The organism is Vibrio sp. 811 (assembly GCF_033339195.1).
Map to the genome: position 1 here is coordinate 35,578 of NZ_JAWOUB010000017.1, position 19,593 is coordinate 55,170.

The window sequence follows — 19,593 nt, forward strand, 5'->3', positions numbered from 1 at the left end:
ATGAGTTTTACTCGCCTTATTTATTTGCTCTTGATCTTCGTTGTAGCGTGGTGCGGTTATTACCTACTAACCCCTAAAGGCAACGACGCAATTCAAGTAGCACCAGATTCTGAACTGCCCATGTTCAGTGGTTCTGGATTAGAAAACATCACCTACGGTGAAGATGGTGTCCGCAGTTACATCATTCGCTCCACTAACTTAGACCATTATGCTAAGAGTGGAGATACTATTTTTAATAACCCGACTTTGATGGTTTACCGTGAAGGTAGCGTCATTGAATGGAAGGTGACTGCCACAAGAGCAGTGTTAGATGAAGACCAAGTTTTGACTTTATATGACAAAGTCTTAATGCAAAATCTTCTGCCTGGTGCGAGTTTTGATACCATGGCAACAGACAAATTGGTCATTAATCTAACCAATCGTGATTTTAAAGCTGACCAACAAGTGATGTTGGTTGGACCACTATTTGAAACTACTGGAGGCGCAATGCAAGGCAACTTAAAACAGCATACTGCGACTCTGACAGATGAAGTTCAAGGTCGATATGAAACCGTTACACCTTAGCCTACTGGCACTGGTATTGGCGGCGCCTCAAGCGCTGGCACTCAAGTCGGATACTCAACAGCCGGTTTACATAAACTCTGACACCCAACAGGTGGATATGAAGAGTAACCAGGTTGTTTTTGAAGGCGATGTATCTCTTAAGCAAGGGAGCATCAATATCGATGCTGATAGAATCGTGGTAACTCGCGATCCTAAAACCGAAGCAATTAAACAGATTCAAGCATTTGGTAAACCTGCGAAGTTTTCTCAGCTGATGGACGATGGTAAAACACTTAGTGGCCAAGCTACGGAGTTGGATTACCGTATTTCTACAGACGAACTGACCATGAAAGGTCAAGCGCAGCTGGCACAAGACAACAACACCATCAAAGGTTCTTCGATTCGTTACCAAATTGGTAAACAAAAGCTAGTCGCAGATAGCTCTAAGGAAGAGCGCGTTACGACCATTTTGCAACCCAATCAGATAGAGAACTAATATGGCAGTACTGAGTGCGAAAAACTTGGCGAAAAGCTACAAAAAACGCAAAGTCGTCACTGATGTTAGCTTAGAAGTTGAATCTGGTCAGATTGTTGGGCTGCTCGGTCCAAACGGTGCGGGTAAAACCACCTCGTTTTACATGATTGTCGGCTTAGTACCTCGCGATGAAGGCACCATTACCATTGACGACAATGACATCAGTATTTTGCCGATGCATAGCCGTTCACGCCTTGGCATTGGCTATCTTCCGCAAGAAGCGTCGATTTTCCGTAAGCTTTCAGTAGAAGATAACATCATGGCCGTACTTGAAACTCGTCAAGAAATGACGAGGGAAGAGCGCCAAGATAAACTGGAAGATTTGTTGGAAGAATTCCACATCCAGCACATCAGAACCAGTGCTGGTATGGCACTATCAGGGGGTGAGCGACGCAGGGTGGAAATCGCTCGAGCTCTAGCGGCCAACCCTCAGTTCATTTTATTGGATGAACCTTTCGCTGGTGTTGACCCAATTTCGGTTAATGACATCAAGAAAATCATTGAGCATCTGCGCGATCGTGGTCTCGGAGTGTTAATCACTGACCATAATGTACGTGAAACACTGGACGTATGTGAAAAAGCCTATATCGTGAGCCAAGGGCACCTAATTGCATCGGGAACTCCGGCAGAAGTTCTCAATAATGAACAGGTGAAACAAGTTTATCTCGGCGAACAATTCCGTCTATGATTATATTAGGAACGGTAAGATTCTGAGCATTACAAGGTAAGTAACACTGAATGAAACCTTCATTACAACTCAAGCTAGGTCAGCAGTTAGCCATGACGCCACAGTTGCAGCAAGCGATTCGCTTATTGCAATTGTCGACACTCGATCTTCAACAAGAAATCCAAGAAGCGTTGGACTCAAACCCATTATTGGAAGTTGAAGAAGGCCAAGACGAGCCTCTAGCAAACGGTGAAGATAAGTCAGCGGTCGAGGCTGCTGATAGCAACAGTGCTAGCGAACCAACAGAAATTGACGTTCCAGATAGCTCCGATGTGATAGAGAAATCAGAAATTAGCTCTGAACTTGAAATCGACACGACTTGGGATGACGTCTACAGCGCGAATACTGGTAGCACTGGCTTAGCTCTTGATGATGATATGCCCGTCTACCAAGGCGAAACCACTGAATCATTACATGATTACCTCATGTGGCAGCTTGACCTTACACCATTCAGTGAAACCGACCGCACGATTGCATTAGCGATTATTGACGCTGTTGACGACTACGGCTATTTAACTTTGTCGCCTGAAGAGATTCATGAGAGCTTCGATAATGAAGAGATAGAGTTAGACGAAGTAGAAGCCGTTCGTAAACGCATTCAACAATTCGATCCTCTTGGCGTTGCATCGCGTAACTTACAAGAATGTTTGTTACTGCAACTGACGACCTTCCCAGAAGACACGCCATGGCTTGCTGAAGCCAAAATGATACTTGCGGATCATATTGATCACCTAGGCAACCGTGACTACAAGCTCGTCATCAAAGAGACTAAGCTGAAAGAAGCCGATCTGCGTGAAGTCTTAAAGCTTATCCAACAGTTAGATCCTCGTCCAGGTAGTCGCATCACTCCTGATGATACCGAGTACGTAATTCCAGACGTATCCGTTTTTAAAGACAATGGCAAATGGACCGTTTCTATAAACCCGGATAGCGTGCCAAAATTAAAAGTAAATCAACAATATGCTCAATTAGGCAAAGGTAATAGCGCGGATAGCCAGTACATCCGCAGCAATTTGCAAGAGGCAAAATGGTTAATTAAGAGCTTAGAGAGTAGAAACGAGACGCTACTCAAAGTTGCAAGATGTATTGTTGAACATCAACAAGATTTCTTCGAGTATGGTGAGGAAGCCATGAAGCCAATGGTACTCAATGATGTCGCTTTGGCTGTGGACATGCATGAATCCACGATTTCTCGTGTAACAACGCAAAAATTTATGCATACACCACGTGGTATTTTTGAATTGAAGTACTTCTTCTCTAGCCATGTTAGTACTGACAACGGCGGAGAATGTTCGTCAACAGCAATTCGTGCACTCATTAAAAAACTGGTCGCAGCAGAGAATACTGCCAAACCACTGAGTGATAGCAAGATTGCTGCTCTTCTGGCTGACCAAGGGATTCAGGTCGCAAGACGTACGATAGCCAAATATCGCGAATCCTTGGGAATTGCCCCTTCAAGTCAGCGTAAACGCCTATTATAAGGCACTAACTGAAAAGGAAAGTCTATGCAAATCAATATTCAAGGCCATCACGTTGATCTTACCGATTCAATGCAAGACTATGTAAATTCTAAGTTTCAGAAGCTCGAAAGGTTCTTCGACCATATCAATCAAGTGCATGTTGTACTAAAAGTTGAAAAAATTACTCAAATCGCGGAAGCTACGCTTCACATAAATCAAGGCGAAATCCACGCATCAGCCGATGACGAAAATATGTATGCCGCGATCGATTCGCTGGTAGATAAATTGGTTCGCCAACTTAATAAGCACAAAGAAAAACTAAACAGTCATTAATCATGCAACTGAGCGAAATACTGTCATTGGACTGCACCAAAAGTGCGGTCCACTGCACGAGTAAAAAACGCGCCCTTGAAATGATCAGCCGTATCGTGGCTGATCAAACGGGCCAAGATTCTACCGAGCTGTTCGAATGCATGCTCAATAGAGAAAAAATGGGCAGTACCGGTATCGGAAACGGTATTGCGATCCCTCACGCGAGAATGCAATCAAGCGACAAGGCCATTGCTGTCTTACTGCAATGTGATGAAGCAATCGAATTTGATGCGATTGACAATCGACCTGTCGATCTTCTTTTTGCGCTCCTTGTACCAGAAGAACAGTGCAAAGAGCACCTCAAGACTCTATCCTCTATGGCAGAACGTCTGAGCGATAAGCAAGTATTGAAACTACTGCGTAATGCTCAGAGTGATGAAGAACTTTACGACATCATGATTCACCAATAAGCAGGACTAACTCCATGCGACTAATCGTTGTTAGCGGGCACTCAGGTGCCGGTAAAAGTATTGCGCTTCGTGTACTGGAAGACTTAGGTTACTACTGTGTTGATAACCTGCCAGTTAACTTGCTAGACGCATTTGTTCATTCTGTTGCTGACAGCAAACAGAATGTTGCAGTCAGCATTGATATTCGCAATATTCCTAAAAAGCTAAAAGAACTGACGAGTACACTAGAACAGTTAAAAACTGAGCTTGATGTGACCGTGCTTTTCTTGGACGCTAATAAAGAAACGCTACTCAAACGCTACAGTGAAACACGCCGAATTCACCCGTTATCTTTAGGTGGCACCTCCCTCTCGCTCGATCAAGCCATCGAGCGTGAGAAGCAAATTTTGATGCCACTCAAAGCGCATGCAGATCTGGTCCTGAATAGTAGTGGGCAGTCTTTGCATGAATTGAGTGAAACCGTGCGTATGCGCGTTGAAGGCAGAGATCGCAAAGGGCTCGTTATGGTATTTGAGTCTTTTGGTTTTAAATACGGCCTGCCTTCCGATGCCGATTACGTATTCGACGTTCGCTTCTTACCTAACCCACATTGGGAACCAGCACTACGCCCGCTTACAGGTCTGGATGCTCCTATCGCCGCATTTTTAGAGCAACACCAATCGGTGTTAAGTTTGAAATATCAAATTGAAAGCTTTATAGAGAATTGGTTACCTCTGCTTGAGAAAAACAACCGCAGCTACCTGACCGTTGCAATCGGTTGTACTGGTGGTAAGCACCGCTCGGTGTACTTAACTCAGCAAATCGGTGAATACTTCGCCAACAAAGGACACCAAGTACAAATTCGCCATACCTCACTAGAGAAAAACGCTAAGGAGTAGCCGTGGAGTTAAGTCGTAAAGTATTGATTCAAAACCGCCTTGGCTTACATGCTCGTGCAGCAGTCAAACTGGTCGAACTGGCACAGAGCTTTGAAGCGGTCATCACCATCGACAATGAAGAAGACAAAACCGCCACAGCAGACAGCGTAATGGGCCTGTTAATGCTAGAGTCCGCTCAAGGACAATACGTCACGATCCACGCAACGGGTGGGCAAGCGGAAGAAGCACTGGATGCCGTTTGCCACTTGATCGAAGATAAATTTGATGAAGGCGAGTAGTTTACTCGCTTTTTTCTTACCTCCCATTATCTTTCTCTTCCCTGACCTAATAAATAAATTTGCTTAGTATCATAAGTTGTTATTAAAAGGCGCCTAGAATTAAGTTATTATTCAACGCATTGTAAATATCAGGAATTGGGAGGAATGAATGGCAGAGCAAATTGAATTCGACCAAGCTCACCAAGCCCTCCAAGAAGTCACAGAAGCGCTAGAAAATGGCCGCTTCGTCCATGTTCGTCGTCAATTACAGGACATGGAACCTGAGGATATCGCTCACCTTTTAGAAGCCTCCCCACGGAAGAGCCGTGAAGTTCTTTGGCAACTCACCGACCCTGAAGATTATGGTGAAATCCTTGACGAGCTGAACGAAGACGTCAAAGACAGCCTCGTATCCAAAATGGCACCAGAAGCGCTTGCAGAAGCGACAGAAGGCATGGATACCGATGACGTGGCTTACGTACTGCGTAGCTTGCCTGACAACCTGTCACGCGAAGTCCTGTCGCAAATGGACTCCTCTGACCGTCTACGGGTCGAAACCGCCCTATCCTACCCAGAAGACACCGCGGGTGGACTGATGAACACCGACGTCATCACAATTCGTGGTGACGTCGATGTGGACGTAGTTTTGCGTTATCTACGTATGAAAGGCGAGCTTCCAGAAGCTACGGATGCCCTGTATGTGATCGATGAAGAGAGTAAGCTCATCGGTGAACTGCCGATCACGACGCTTATTACCACTCAGCCAGACGTAAAAATCATTGATGTAATGGAAGACGCGGACGAGGCCATCACCGTCGATACTAGCGACTCAGATGTTGCGAGTCTGTTCGAACGCCGTAATTGGGTATCTGCACCTGTTGTTGATGAAAACTTGCATTTGGTCGGCCGTATCACCATCGATGACGTGGTTGACGTTATTCGTGAAGACGCGGAACACTCGATGATGAGTATGGCGGGTATGGACGATGACGAAGATACTTTCGCGCCTGTTGTAAAATCAGCTCGCAAACGCAGTATCTGGCTTGGCGCTAACGTATTAGCCGCCCTTGCTGCTGCTTCCGTTTCTAACATGTTTGAGGCCACATTAGATCAAATGGCGGCCATTGCGGTATTGATGACGATTGTTCCGTCCATGGGTGGTGTTGCTGGTAACCAAACCGTCGCACTAGTGATTCGTGGTCTTGCTCTTGGTCATATCGGTGACTCAAACAAACGCGAACTGTTAATGAAAGAAGCCTCGATCGGCTTACTCAACGGTATCATGTGGGCGCTGATTATTGGTGGTATTGTTGTTGCTTGGAAAGGTAACTGGATGCTCGGAGGAATCATTTCCGCCGCCATGCTGACCAACTTATTGGTCGCAGGTATTGCCGGAGTAACGATTCCAATCCTATTGAAAAAAATGAACATCGATCCCGCTTTAGCTGGTGGTATGGCATTAACAACGGTGACGGATGTGATTGGTTTATCTGTCTTCTTAGGGCTTGCCACAATACTGATTACCTAACAGAAAAAACGAAAAAGCCTGATGAACACATCAGGCTTTTTTGATTCTGAATTGCTAGAAAAGCTTATTCACCCGCCACTTTCATGCTATCCAGTAGGATAGAGCCCGTTTGGATTTGTGAGCGCGTTTCAATATCACTACCAACCGCCACAATCTTGGTGAACATGTCTTTTAGATTACCTGCGATGGTAATTTCTGATACTGGGTATTGGATTTCGCCATTCTCAACCCAGAAGCCTGCGGCACCGCGAGAGTAATCACCCGTTACCACGTTCACACCTTGTCCCATGACTTCTGTCACTAGAAGACCAGTACCGAGCTCTTTAAGCATTTGCTCGAAGTTTTGGCCTGTCGACTTCACGTACCAGTTATGAATCCCACCAGCGTGACCTGTCGGCGTCATCTTCATTTTACGTGCGGCATAACTGGTTAACAGATAAGTTGCTAGCACACCGTCGGTAATGATCTCACGGTCTTGAGTGTACACACCTTCACTATCGAATGGACTTGATGCCAAACCACGCAATACATGCGGACGTTCTGAGATATTGAACCATTCAGGAAGCACTTGTTTGCCTAGATGGTCAAGTAAGAAAGAAGATTTTCGGTACAGGTTACCACCGCTGATCGCCATAACGAGATGGCCAATCAAGCCTGTCGCAACATCAGCCGCAAACATGATTGGGTATTGACCTGTTTTTAGACGCTGCGCATCTAAGCGGTTAACCGTATTCTCTGCCGCCTTACGACCCACCGTTTCTGGGGTCCATAAGTCATCACGATGACGTGCCACGGTGTAGCTGTAATCACGTTCCATCTCGCCGTTTTGACCAACGCCAATTACACAACAGCTAGTACTATGGCGGCTAGACGCATAACTAGCTAATAAGCCATGGCTATTGCCATACACTTTCACGCCATAATGACTATCATAACTCGCGCCATCACTTTGCTTGATTGCTCTGTCATAACTTAGCGCTTCTTTCTCAGCGGCAATCGCCACATCGGCAGCATAGTCTGGATCGGGTGCGTCAGGGTGGAAAAGATCAAGCTCCGGGATCTCTTGCACCATGTATTCTTTTGCTGCAGGGCCTGCAAATGGGTCTTCAGATGTGTAATGTGCAATATCTAGCGCCGCTATAACGGTTTGCTCGATTGCCGCTTCACTTAAATCAGACGTGGAAGCACTGCCTTTGCGTTGACCTCGGTAAACGGTAATGCCCAGCGCACCATCGCTGTTGAACTCGACATTTTCTACTTCACCCATACGAGTTGAAACACTTAAACCAGTGCTTTTAGTAATTGCGACTTCGGCGGCGTCAGATTTTGCCGATGCAAGCTTTAAGGCTCTTGCGACGGCTTGCTCTAGCTCGGTACGTTGCTCAGCAACCTGCTGTTTAATATCCATTGTCTTTCACATCTTGTCTTTGATGAACAATAGGATAACAAGAATTTCGCTTTCTCCCCATGATTCTTGTTAAAATAGTCATAATATTAATCAAAACACAGGCAACTGAAATGGCACGTAAGAATCAAAAAGCGCCATGGGAACCAGAAGAAGAGATCATCTGGGTAAGTAAATCCGAGATGAAGCGAGACATGGAAGAACTGCAAAAGCTAGGTGAGGAGCTTGTCGGCCTCAAACCTTCAGTTCTAGAAAAGTTTCCATTGAGTGAAGATTTGCGAGAAGCAATTGCTGACGCGCAACGCTTTAAAAATGAAGCGCGTCGTCGCCAATTACAACGTATCGGTAAATTGATGCGTTACGAAGATCCAGAGCCAATCCAAGCCGCACTAGATAAAATTCGTAATAAGCACTCTCAATTAACGGCGGTATTCCACAAACTTGAAGCGTTGCGTGATCGCGTAGTGGAAGAAGGTGACAAAGCCATTGATGACGTAATGGAAATGTACCCAGAAGCGGATCGCCAGCGTCTACGCCAACTTGCTCGCCAAGCAGCGAAAGAGAAAAAAGCTGGGAAACCAGCAAAAGCGTACCGCGAAATCTTTCAGATCCTTAAAGGTCTAAACGAAGAAGAGTTTTAATTCGACGGCTCAAGCAATGAGCATTCGATTTAAACGCAAAAAGCAGACGTCAATGTCTGCTTTTTTTATCTTTGGTTTTACTGTCAGCGTTACACTAAGCGATTCACGCGGTCTCCGCGCTCGAAAGCGTTAATGTTCTCAATCAAGATTTCCGCTAAACGTTGGATAGATGAGTCGCTGCCCCATGCAACATGCGGTGTAAGTAACAAATTAGGTAAACTCATATTGGCAATCAGCGGATTGCTCTCATCAGCCGGTTCTTGTGTAAAAACATCAAAACCAGCCGCTGCAATTTCTTGCTGTTTTAAGGCATCCACCAGCGCGCTCTCATCCACCAAACCTCCACGCCCTGTATTAATCAAAATGGCGTTGGACTTCATTTGTTGCAACTCAGCTTGACCAATTAAATTCTGAGTACGATCGTTGAGCGGGCAATGCAAAGTCAGCGCATCGGAGCGTTTTAATACTTCCTCAAACGGCACATAACCTGGTCTACATTCTGCCGCCCCTTTACGCTCAGAAAACAACACGGTCATTCCTAACGCTTGAGCCAGATTCGCCATCGCTTGCCCTAGTGCCCCACTACCAACAACACCTAACGTGCTACCACCAATATCCCCGATTGGGTGAGTAAAAAAACAAAACTGCTGGTTACGCTGCCACTCACCTGCGGCAATATCTTGGTGGTACCCAAATAAATTCCGTCTTAAAGCGAATAACATTGCCATCACGTGCTCGGGCACCGAACGCGTCGCGTAACCACGTACATTAGCAACCGCAATATCATGATTAGCACAGTAGTTCACATCGACGTTGTTAAAACCAGTTGCGGCAACCGCGATCATCCGTAATTTTGGTAGTTGCTCTAATACATGTTGGTCAAGCAGGACTTTATTGCTAATCACGATATCGGCATCTGCTAACCTTTCTATTACCTGCTCAGGCGCAGTTAGGTCGTACTCACGCCAGTGGTGCGGAAAGCCAGGTCGTGGGACCTCAATATGTTCTGGGATGGTCGCTCGGTCTAAAAATACGATGCTTGGCAAAGACATAACAACTCCTTGTTCACGGCTGAAAGACAGGATACATCAACCACAGTAACGAAATAGCCAAAAATAGCGAACTAGAAAGAACCGCTGTTGAGTGCAATTGGCATTAAGGGTGTGGCAACGTTTTATAATCAGGCAATGTACGCTCTGGCGAAAAATAGTTAAAGATCATCGCCTCGGCTTCAGAATAAAAGTCACAGGGTACAAAAATACTGCTCAGCTGATCCGTAGCTGGATGATAAAAACTTAGCTCCGCAGCGTGCAACTCTAAACGTTCTGAAAACTGATACGCCTCTTCGCTTGCATAAAACTCATCACCCACAATCGCATGACCAATCGCCATCAAATGCACGCGTAACTGATGCGATCGACCAGTAATGGGGAGTAACCGCACAACGGTTGTATGGGTGCCATCAGGGTGCACTTCACGCTTCACTACTTGGAATAAAGTTTGAGATGGTTTGCCGTCGTCAAAACATACTTTTTGTCGTGGACGATTTGGCCAATCACAAATTAATGGAAGATCAATATTCCCTTCTTGCGGCTCAACATGCCCCCAAACACGTGCGTAATACACCTTGTGAGTGAGGCGATATTGGAACTGCTTTTTTAATGCTCGCTCCGCGGGTTTGTTTTTCGCCAGCAACATCAACCCTGATGTCGACATATCCAAGCGATGCACAACTTGAATTTCTGGATGCAACTCTTTGAGGCGGCTCCACATGCTGTCGTAATGCTCTGCAAGGCGACCAGGGACAGACAGCAGCCCTGATGGCTTATTCACTGCCAGAATGTCGTCATCCTCAAAAACGATATCAACCCAAGGGTCGGTGGGAGGGGTATATTCAAGCATTGCCATGGGAGATCTCTACAAAATAAAAACGCCACGATTATATACCCAAATAGCACCCAGATGCAGGATTCTGAAGAAAAGTTCAACCCAATAAAACAAAGTCAATCCTTTAGCATAAAAACTAAAAATAGCACGTTGTAAATTTAGTTTGACAACAAGACGCATAACTGAATAGAGTGCTAGATGCACACAGCATGATATTCGCAAAGAATACTTAAAATAAATACACCAAAACACAGCATTTAAAAGACATTACCGTTGCGCAGTATAGGGCGAGCGCTCAGTTTGTCATGTACTGCGGTATGTATCTCTTTAGAAAGATACATAAGATAAAAAGGACAATAAGCAATGGACTCCGCCGTTATAGATAAACCCCAATCCAAACTTTCCTTATTTTTTCGTTCGCTAGGCCCCGGCATATTAATGGCATCTGCTGCGGTCGGTGGCTCTCACCTCGTGGCATCAACCAAGGCTGGTGCGATTTATGGTTGGCAATTGGCTGCACTGATTCTGCTCGTAAACCTGTTTAAATACCCTTTTTTCCGAGCGGGCGTACAGTACACCATGGGGACAGGGCTCACCTTGGTTGAGGGCTACGCGAAATTAGGTCGGCCTTATCTATGGCTATTTCTATTTCTTAGCGTGGTATCGGCCGTCATCAATACCGCCGCTTTGTTGATGTTTAGCGCTAGCTTGCTGGGCTACTTCATTCCGTTTTCACTATCAATGGCATCACTCAGCATCATTGTGATTGTCACCTGCCTGATCATATTATTTGCTGGCCATTACAAAGCGCTCGATACGCTATCTAAAGTGATCATGTCGGTGTTAACCATCGCGACTTTACTCGCTGTTTCTATCGCCTTTGGTAACCCTGTTGAACAAGTGGCCAACTTCGAGCCGCCGTCACCTTGGTCTATTGCGGCTATTGGTTTTATCGTCGTGACAATGGGGTGGATGCCTGCACCGATAGAGATCTCCTGTTTAACCTCAGCATGGCTAAAACGCCAATCAAGCCAGCAAGAAGTAACATACCGCTCTGCTCTATTTGACTTTAATGTCGGTTATATTGGCACGGCGTTTCTTGCCATTATCTTTGTATCGCTAGGCTCTTTGATGCTTTATGGATCTGGCGTTGCGCTTGAAAGCTCTGGCGTTGGCTTCTCCCACCAATTGGTTGGCTTATATGCGGCAACGATTGGCGAATGGTCTCGTTACTTAATCGCGGTAATTGCGTTTTTCTGTATCTTTGGCAGCACGATTACCGTTATTGATGGCTATTCGCGCGTTATTTCGGATTCTCAACGCCTACTGCGCTCACAACCAGACACTAACCCTAAAACCACTTCAGCGATCACGCTGGTAGTCTCCTTACTTGCATTAGGTATTGTGGTTTTCTGGGCTTCTGCGTTATTGCCTATGCTGAACTTTGCGATGATTCTCGCCTTTATGACCACGCCATTCTTTGCTCTGCTAAATTACACCTTAGTGAGCAAAACTGAGTTACCTGAGCCTTTGGCTGTTGGACCTAAACTAAAGTGGTTGTCGATTGCAGGCCTGATTTACTTGTTTGGCTTCTTGGCTGTATTTATCTGGTGGAAGTGGTTGATGTAAATGAGATAGCTATCAGTGATTAATGCATTCCGCATAAAGAAACTAAACCGTAAATAAAGAAAAAGGTCTTCAACTGAAGACCTTTTTTAATGAGCAATAAATACTTAGTTGTGGCTCACCACAATCAAACGCAGCGAGTCGAGCTGAACCTGAGCTTGGTTGATATAACCAGTAAGCTCTTTAATTTGTGCGTCGATAGCTTCAATTTCTTCGTCACGAATATTTGGGTTCACCGCTTTCAGTGCTTGCAAACGCTCAAGTTCTGCATTCAAACTATGCTGCATATCTTGATGAGCTTGCTTGCGTACTTCTTCGACCTTCTCTTCAATAAGAACATCACCAGCTTCAATTAAGCGGTGTACGTCTTTCTGTACCGACGTAACCAACTTGCTACCTAAGTGACGGTTTACAGGGCTGAGCTGGCGGTTAAAGCTTTCAAACTCCACTTGAGCAGACAAATCATTACCACGCGAGTCCATCATTAAACGGATTGGCGTTTTCGGTAAGAAGCGCGCGATACCACTGCGTTTTGGCGCTTGCGCATCTACCGCGTAAATCAACTCAAGAAGAATAGTCCCGACTGGTAACGCTTTGTTTTTCAATAGAGATACCGCAGACGTCCCCACCCCTTCACTCATAAGAAGATCGATACCACCCTGGATCATTGGGTGTTCCCAACTGATAAAGTGCATATCTTCACGAGATAAAGCCGTATCACGATCAAACGTGATCGTCGCTCCTTCGTATGGCAGACCTGGATAGCTTGGCACCATCATGTGCTCAGATGGGGTCACAATCAGGGCGTTTTCACCTTTATCGTCTTGATTCAAGCCAATCGTGTCAAAAAGAGAAAGTGCGAAGGTGACCAGATTGGTATCGCCGTCAGTTGATTCAATTTTCTCAACGATTTGTTGTGCTTTTTCCCCGCCATTTGAATGCATTTCTAATAGGCGATCACGGCCTTGCTCCAATTGGGATTTCAGCTCTTTATTCATTTTTGCTGACGCTTCAATGATCTCATCTAGCGTGCTGGTATCACCAGAGGCAAGAATTTCAATCAGATCATCGGAGTACTTATCGTAAACAGCACGGCCTGTTGGGCAGGTTTCCGCAAAAGCGTTCAGGCCTTCATCGAACCAACGTGCTAGGATCGCTTGCGATGTGCCTTTCAGGTAAGGAACATGAATGTCGATATCGCGATTTTGACCGATACGGTCCAAACGACCAATACGTTGCTCAAGCAAGTCTGGGTTAAATGGCAAGTCGAACATGACAAGTTGGTTGGCAAACTGGAAGTTACGACCTTCAGAGCCGATTTCGCTACAGATAAGAACTTGTGCTCCACCTTCTTCTTGCGCAAAGTAAGCCGCCGCTTTGTCACGTTCAAGAATCGACATACCTTCGTGGAAAACGGTGGCGCGGATACCTTCACGCTCACGCAGTGCTTGCTCCAATTGCAGTGCGGTACTCGCACGAGAAGCAATCACGAGGATTTTCTCGCTGCGCTTCTCTTTTACTTTTTCAAGCAACCAATTCACACGCGAGTCAAACTGCCACCAGCTCGCGTCATCGCCTTCAAATTCTTGGAAAATTTCTTCCGGGTAAAGGTTCTTCATCGCACGTGCTTCAGAACTCATCTTACCGCCAATCATTCCAGCAACACGCATTGATGTAGTGTATTGCGGTGGAATATCCATTGGCATCATATGCACGTTACGCGTAGGGAAGCCTTTGATGGCCGCGCGCGTGTTACGGAACAAAACACGCCCTGTACCATGACGATCCATCAAGTTATCGATCAGCTCTTGGCGTGCCGACGCTTTAGCTTCTTCGTCCGCTTCACTTTCAATAATACGGAAAAGTGGTTCTACGTCTTGTTCAGACAACAACTCAGTGATCTGGTTTTTTGCTTCATTAGGTAGCTTTTCACCGGAAAAGAGTGAAGTAATCGCATCTGCTACGGGCGCGTATTGCTCTTCTTCCTCAACGAATGCTTCGTAATCATAGAAGCGGTCTGGATCCAACAAACGCAGACGAGCAAAGTGACTCTCACGACCAAGCTGCTCTGGCGTTGCAGTCAGTAGCAACACACCTGGAGTACGTTCAGCCAAGCCTTCTACCACCAGGTATTCACGGCTCGGTTTATCTTGGCTCCATTCAATGTGATGCGCTTCATCGACAACCAGTAGGTCCCATTCACCTTCCAGTGCTTGTTCAAAACGCTTGCGGCTCTTGCGTAGGAAATCCAAAGAACACAGCACATATTGCTGAGTATCAAATGGGTTTTCTGCATCCGCAAAAGCTTCGATACAGCGCTCTTCGTCAAAGATAGAGAAATGCAGATTGAAACGACGCATCATCTCAACCAGCCATTGATGCTGCAGTGTTTCAGGCACCACAATCAAAATGCGTTCGGCACGACCAGACAGAACTTGTTGGTGGATGATCATACCCGCTTCAATGGTTTTACCCAAACCTACCTCATCCGCCAACAAGACGCGTGGCGCGTGACGACGGCCAACTTCGTGCGCGATGTAAAGCTGATGAGGGATCAAACCTGCACGCATACCACATAGGCCACGCATTGGGCTCTTATGCTGCTCAAACTGGTTGGTTAGCGCACGGTAACGCAGAACAAAGTTGTCCATACGGTCGATTTGACCGGCGTACAACTTATCTTGAGGTTTGTTAAAACGAATTTGGTTGCTAAGGAAAATCTCACGCAGAACAACAGCGGTTTCTTGCGTGTCTTCACGAGTACCGAAATAGGTGTAAAGACCTTCATCTTCCAGTACTTCTTCTACTTTTAGAGACCAACCTTCTTGGCAATCGATGACATCCCCAACATTAAAGGTGACTCGGGTAACAGGTGCATCGTTACGTGCGTAAACTCGGTTTTCCTCTGACGCTGCAAACATCAATGTCACAGTACGAGCATCCATTGCTACAACGGTACCTAAACCTAAATCGCTTTCCGTATCGCTAATCCAGCGCTGCCCCAAAGCAAATGTCATGAATTGACTACCTCGTTATTAGTTCTTGATTCGTATTTCTTGTTGGTCTACTCATGCCCGTGGGCATGGATAATAGTTTAGATCTGATTCTGGCTTCTGCTATGCCGATAGCATTCGTCATTTCAGTATGAACTGAGTATTTTTTAAGCCAGCTCAACATGATAAATCGGACGTAGCCTATACGCAGAAAAAGGTCGCTAATCTTACTTGAAGCTGTGATTTAGGTCACGCCGAAACCGCACCAAGCAGAAACTTTTTTTCCCAAACTCTAAATGCAATCAAATTGTAAAATACTCATGCCAATTATTAAGTTGTAGAACGTAAATATTACGTATACTTCTAATGAGGGGCGTTTAAAACCATTGCATATGATTTAAGCGCGTTAGTACACGATTAGGATCAACACGGGTTTGCAGTAAGTTGTCTTGCTACTCGGTTGCACACTAGCCGACATCAGCCCGACAACCTCTATTGCAAGCAATCAGAGTTAGGTCACTTCACACCTATTTGGAAACGACCTAACAACTCGCATGCAGAGCCGTACTACGGCAAGGAGACGCTATGGGCGATACCGATCGGAAACTGTTTGTACTCGATACCAACATTCTTCTTCATGAACCCTTTGCCATCTTCTCTTTCCAAGAACACGATGTCGTTATCCCCATGACCGTGTTGGAAGAACTCGACCGAATCAAAGACAGCAAGCGCGACGTTGCAAGAGATGCGCGCGTAGCTATTCGCACCTTGGAAGATTTGTTTAAAGAAGCAACGCCAGATGAAATCTCTGAAGGTATTCCTGTTTCTAAAGACAACCCCGACCAAGGTACCATTTCCATTTTGGCGGATTTTGAACTGCAGGAAACCGTCAAAGCCTTCGCCGACAAGGCCGGTGACAACCGTATTCTCAACGCGGTGCTTTATCTGCAAAATAAACGTGCACCACGTGAAGTGGTACTGATCACGAAAGACATCAACATGCGTCTGCGAGCCAAAGGGGCTGGTGTACGCTTTGTTGAGGACTATAGAACCGACCAACTGATTGACGACATTCAATACCTAACCAAAGGCTTTCAATTGCGTGAAGGTGATTTCTGGAGCGGTATTGAGGAAGTAGAAAGCTATGCACTGGGCGGAAAAACTTACCACAAACTCAGTCGCGAACCCTTCGACCCAACCTTTATCAACCAATACGTTATTGATGAAGACAGTGACTTTGCTGGTCGCGTAGAAACCATCAATGAAGACAAGCTAACGCTTCTCGACCTGAGCCGCGAACGTCTAATGCATCGTAAGGCTTGGGACATCACACCTAAAAATATCTACCAGGGAATGGCGTTAGATGCCTTACTCGATCCAGAAATTGACTTGGTGATTCTAACGGGTGCAGCGGGTAGTGGTAAGACATTACTGGCAATGGCAGCAGCATTGGAGCAAACCATTGAAAAAAGCATGTTCGATAAAATTATCGTAACACGTAACACGCCAGATATCGGTGAATCCATCGGCTTCTTACCCGGCTCCGAAGAGGAGAAAATGATGCCGTGGTTAGCGGCGGTGACCGATACCTTGGAAGCACTACATAAACACGATCACTGCACTGAAGGCTCATTGAAGTACATCTGCGATAAAGCCAACATTCAATTTAAATCGATCAACTTTATGCGTGGCCGTTCGATTCAAAATGCGTTTGTACTGCTTGATGAGTGTCAAAACCTCACTGCATCACAAATCAAAACCATCATTACCCGCTGTGGCGAAGGAACCAAAATCGTCTGCTCCGGTAACTTGGCGCAGATTGACTCTCATTACCTCACCCCAGTGACATCAGGATTGACGTACATGGTTGAGCGCTTCAAGAACTTTGAAGGCAGCGCAAATATTCACCTCAACGGCGTGGTTCGTAGCCGCTTGGCGGAATTTGCTGAAGAAAACCTGTAATTGACACCGACTCACAAAGCAAAAGAGCGCTCTAATGAGCGCTCTTTTTATAACGATTCGACTGAGTTACTCAGTGCCACCCACTGTCAGTGAGTCCAGCTTCAAGGTCGGCTGACCAACCCCAACTGGCACACTTTGACCTGCTTTACCACATACGCCAACGCCCTTGTCGATACTTAGGTCGTTACCGACCATAGAGATTTGCTGCATTGCTTCGATACCTGATCCAATCAACGTCGCACCTTTAACAGGGCGCGTAATTTTACCGTTTTCAATCAAGTATGCTTCGGATGCAGAGAACACAAACTTACCCGAAGTAATGTCCACCTGACCGCCACCAAAGTTTGGCGCATACAACCCTTTCTCGACCGTCGAGATTATTTCTTCTGGCGTATGTTCACCTGGTAGCATGTAGGTGTTGGTCATACGCGGCATTGGTAAATGTGCATAAGACTCACGACGACCGTTACCTGTTGGGTTCACACCCATTAACCGCGCGTTTAGCTTGTCTTGCATGTAACCTTTCAGCACACCATTTTCGATAAGCGTGTTGTACTGGCCGTTTACCCCTTCATCATCCACATTCAGTGAACCACGAAGGTCTTTTAACGTGCCATCATCGACGATGGTACACAGCGAAGACGTCACTTGTTGACCCATTTTGCCAGAGAAAACCGAAGATTCCTTCCGGTTAAAATCACCTTCTAGGCCATGACCTACCGCTTCGTGTAGCAACACGCCAGGCCAGCCAGAACCCAATACCACTGGCATCATGCCAGCTGGTGCTGCTTCTGCTTCAAGGTTGATTAACGCCATGCGAATCGCTTCGTCTGCGTAATGAAAAGCTTGTTTCACACCATTGCTTTCCGTTAAAAAGAAATCGTAACCGAAACGGCCGCCGCCCCCCGCGCTACCGCGTTCACGTCGTTCACCTTTTTGTGCGAGCACGCTAATAGACAAACGCACCAAAGGACGAATATCGCCTGCATAAGTACCGTCTGTTGCCGCAACAAGCATCTGCTCATGCACACCGCTGATGCTGATCGAGACCTCTTTAATCAATGGTTCTTTAGTGCGGATGTAAGCATCTAGAAATTTGAGCAATTCTGTTTTTTGCTGCTTTTCCCATTCAGCTAGTGGATTCACAGCGGCGTAGTACGCTTGGTTTTCGGTGCGTTTAAACGCTTGGACTTTACCATTCTGCCCTTGCTGAGCAATACCGCGCGCCGCCATTGCACTCTGCTTCAGGCCTTCAGGCTGGATTTGATCAGAGTAGGCAAAGCCGGTTTTCTCGCCAGTTACTGCACGGACACCAACACCACAATCAATGTTAAAAGAGCCATCTTTGATGATGCTGTCTTCTAGAACCAGAGACTCATGCCAGCTGGACTGAAAGTAAATGTCCGCATAATCGATCTGGCGCGTCGCAATGCTGGCAAGCGTGTCAGCAATGTCTTGTTCTGTCAGACCATTTGGGGCAAGGAGTGCCTGTTCTATTTGGTTTGTGCTCATAGTTAGCTCTTTTATTTCCGTCTCAATTCATTTTGAAAGCGACTGTGTTGAGTCAGCGGCATATTCTGCCTTACTTGTTGGCTTTGTGACAAATCTATCTCAGTCACCAATAAACCTACCTCATCCTGAAGCTGTTTATGGATACGTCCCCAAGGGTCAACGACCATTGAGTGTCCCCATGTTTTTCGTCCACATGGATGCGTTCCAGTTTGTCCGCTTGCCAAAATCCAACATTGTGTCTCAATCGCTCTAGCTCGCAATAGTATTTCCCAGTGAGCTTGCCCCGTCACAGCGGTAAACGCAGCGGGCACCACAATGATATCCGCCCCTTCTTGACGTAATACTTTATAAAGTTCTGGGAAACGTAAATCATAACAAATACTCAATCCAACACTGCCGATATCAGTTTCCGCAACGACTATTTGATTACCCGCCATAAACGTATCCGACTCACGATAACTACCATAACCATCGGCTACGTCGACATCAAACATATGCAGTTTGTCATAGTGAGCAATGCATTTACCGTGCGGCGGCAATACAAGTGTTGTTGTCGTGACACCTTTTGCGGTTTGAATGGGCATGCTTCCGACAATTAGCGTTAACTGGTTCTTTCTAGCGATTTCACAGAGCCGCTGTTGAATCATGCCACTGCCAAGTGGCTCTGCATGTTGATGATAAGCTTCGCGACTGGAAAATAGCACTGTATTTTCAGGAGTAAGAACAAGTTTGGCACCTTGCTTGCTCGCTAAAGCACACTGTTTTTCAATGAAGTCCAAATTCGCGTTAATATCCGGACCCGAAGTCATTTGAATAATGCCAACACGCTCCATGTGTTTCCTCCCTATTCCATTATA

General features: G+C 46.0%; 18 protein-coding genes. 12 read left to right on the forward strand and 6 right to left on the reverse strand.

Annotated elements, in window-relative coordinates; translation table 11 throughout:
• The 9 genes from lptC (at position 1) to mgtE (ending at position 6,710) form a co-directional block, all read left to right on the forward strand.
• Positions 1-564, forward strand: a complete 564-nt coding sequence (lptC, locus tag R7Q46_RS19865) for an LPS export ABC transporter periplasmic protein LptC (RefSeq protein ID WP_171344972.1) — start codon at positions 1-3, stop codon at positions 562-564.
• Positions 545-1,039 carry a lipopolysaccharide transport periplasmic protein LptA gene (gene lptA / locus R7Q46_RS19870; RefSeq protein ID WP_005381109.1) on the forward strand — a complete coding sequence of 165 codons (495 nt, stop codon included), beginning with the start codon at positions 545-547 and terminating at the stop codon, positions 1,037-1,039. Before lptC ends, lptA begins: the two co-directional genes overlap by 20 nt.
• 1 nt (position 1,040) lies before the next feature.
• A complete protein-coding gene (gene lptB, locus R7Q46_RS19875) occupies positions 1,041-1,766 on the forward strand; it encodes an LPS export ABC transporter ATP-binding protein (RefSeq protein WP_005381111.1) in 726 nt (241 codons plus the stop codon).
• Between the two features lie 50 nt (positions 1,767-1,816).
• On the forward strand, positions 1,817-3,286 hold the full coding sequence (locus R7Q46_RS19880; protein ID WP_005381112.1) for an RNA polymerase factor sigma-54: 1,470 nt from the start codon (positions 1,817-1,819) through the stop codon (positions 3,284-3,286).
• A gap of 24 nt (positions 3,287-3,310) precedes the next feature.
• Positions 3,311-3,598 carry a ribosome hibernation promoting factor gene (gene hpf / locus R7Q46_RS19885; protein WP_005381114.1) on the forward strand — a complete coding sequence of 96 codons (288 nt, stop codon included), beginning with the start codon at positions 3,311-3,313 and terminating at the stop codon, positions 3,596-3,598.
• A 2-nt stretch (positions 3,599-3,600) separates the two neighbouring features.
• On the forward strand, positions 3,601-4,047 hold the full coding sequence (gene ptsN, locus R7Q46_RS19890) for a PTS IIA-like nitrogen regulatory protein PtsN (protein WP_005381116.1): 447 nt from the start codon (positions 3,601-3,603) through the stop codon (positions 4,045-4,047).
• Between the two features lie 14 nt (positions 4,048-4,061).
• Positions 4,062-4,925 carry an RNase adapter RapZ gene (gene rapZ / locus R7Q46_RS19895; RefSeq protein WP_318077724.1) on the forward strand — a complete coding sequence of 288 codons (864 nt, stop codon included), beginning with the start codon at positions 4,062-4,064 and terminating at the stop codon, positions 4,923-4,925.
• A 2-nt stretch (positions 4,926-4,927) separates the two neighbouring features.
• Positions 4,928-5,203 (forward strand): HPr family phosphocarrier protein, encoded by a 276-nt coding sequence (locus R7Q46_RS19900; RefSeq protein ID WP_005381120.1) that lies wholly within the window; start codon positions 4,928-4,930, stop codon positions 5,201-5,203.
• A 148-nt stretch (positions 5,204-5,351) separates the two neighbouring features.
• A complete protein-coding gene (gene mgtE / locus R7Q46_RS19905; protein ID WP_005381121.1) occupies positions 5,352-6,710 on the forward strand; it encodes a magnesium transporter in 1,359 nt (452 codons plus the stop codon).
• A 64-nt stretch (positions 6,711-6,774) separates the two neighbouring features.
• On the opposite strand, the gene pmbA is transcribed toward mgtE, so the two are convergent.
• Positions 6,775-8,118 (reverse strand): metalloprotease PmbA, encoded by a 1,344-nt coding sequence (pmbA, locus tag R7Q46_RS19910; protein WP_238843935.1) that lies wholly within the window; start codon positions 8,116-8,118, stop codon positions 6,775-6,777.
• A gap of 110 nt (positions 8,119-8,228) precedes the next feature.
• Between pmbA and yjgA the strand changes: the two genes are divergently transcribed.
• Positions 8,229-8,756 (forward strand): ribosome biogenesis factor YjgA, encoded by a 528-nt coding sequence (yjgA, locus tag R7Q46_RS19915; RefSeq protein WP_005381124.1) that lies wholly within the window; start codon positions 8,229-8,231, stop codon positions 8,754-8,756.
• Between the two features lie 89 nt (positions 8,757-8,845).
• On the opposite strand, the gene R7Q46_RS19920 is transcribed toward yjgA, so the two are convergent.
• The gene (locus R7Q46_RS19920) at positions 8,846-9,808 is read right to left on the reverse strand and encodes a D-2-hydroxyacid dehydrogenase (protein WP_318077726.1); all 963 of its coding nucleotides are present in this window, start codon (positions 9,806-9,808) and stop codon (positions 8,846-8,848) included.
• Positions 9,809-9,911: 103 nt separating this feature from the next.
• On the reverse strand, positions 9,912-10,664 hold the full coding sequence (gene rluA, locus R7Q46_RS19925) for a bifunctional tRNA pseudouridine(32) synthase/23S rRNA pseudouridine(746) synthase RluA (RefSeq protein WP_042523486.1): 753 nt from the start codon (positions 10,662-10,664) through the stop codon (positions 9,912-9,914).
• A gap of 342 nt (positions 10,665-11,006) precedes the next feature.
• On the opposite strand from rluA, the gene R7Q46_RS19930 reads away from it, so the two are divergent.
• Positions 11,007-12,272, forward strand: coding sequence for an NRAMP family divalent metal transporter (locus R7Q46_RS19930; RefSeq protein WP_262647666.1), 1,266 nt, complete (start codon positions 11,007-11,009; stop codon positions 12,270-12,272).
• Between the two features lie 104 nt (positions 12,273-12,376).
• Here the strand turns inward: R7Q46_RS19930 and rapA are convergent, their stop codons facing one another.
• On the reverse strand, positions 12,377-15,286 hold the full coding sequence (rapA, locus tag R7Q46_RS19935; RefSeq protein ID WP_262647667.1) for an RNA polymerase-associated protein RapA: 2,910 nt from the start codon (positions 15,284-15,286) through the stop codon (positions 12,377-12,379).
• Between the two features lie 561 nt (positions 15,287-15,847).
• On the opposite strand from rapA, the gene R7Q46_RS19940 reads away from it, so the two are divergent.
• Positions 15,848-17,224: a PhoH family protein gene (locus tag R7Q46_RS19940; protein ID WP_005381133.1), complete on the forward strand. Its 1,377-nt coding sequence runs from the start codon at positions 15,848-15,850 to the stop codon at positions 17,222-17,224.
• A gap of 66 nt (positions 17,225-17,290) precedes the next feature.
• Here R7Q46_RS19940 and tldD read toward each other — a convergent pair whose 3' ends face one another.
• Entirely contained in the window at positions 17,291-18,736 is a 1,446-nt protein-coding gene (tldD, locus tag R7Q46_RS19945) for a metalloprotease TldD (protein ID WP_262647668.1), read from the reverse strand.
• A gap of 11 nt (positions 18,737-18,747) precedes the next feature.
• Entirely contained in the window at positions 18,748-19,569 is an 822-nt protein-coding gene (locus R7Q46_RS19950) for a carbon-nitrogen hydrolase family protein (RefSeq protein WP_262669182.1), read from the reverse strand.
• Positions 19,570-19,593 lie beyond the last annotated feature (24 nt).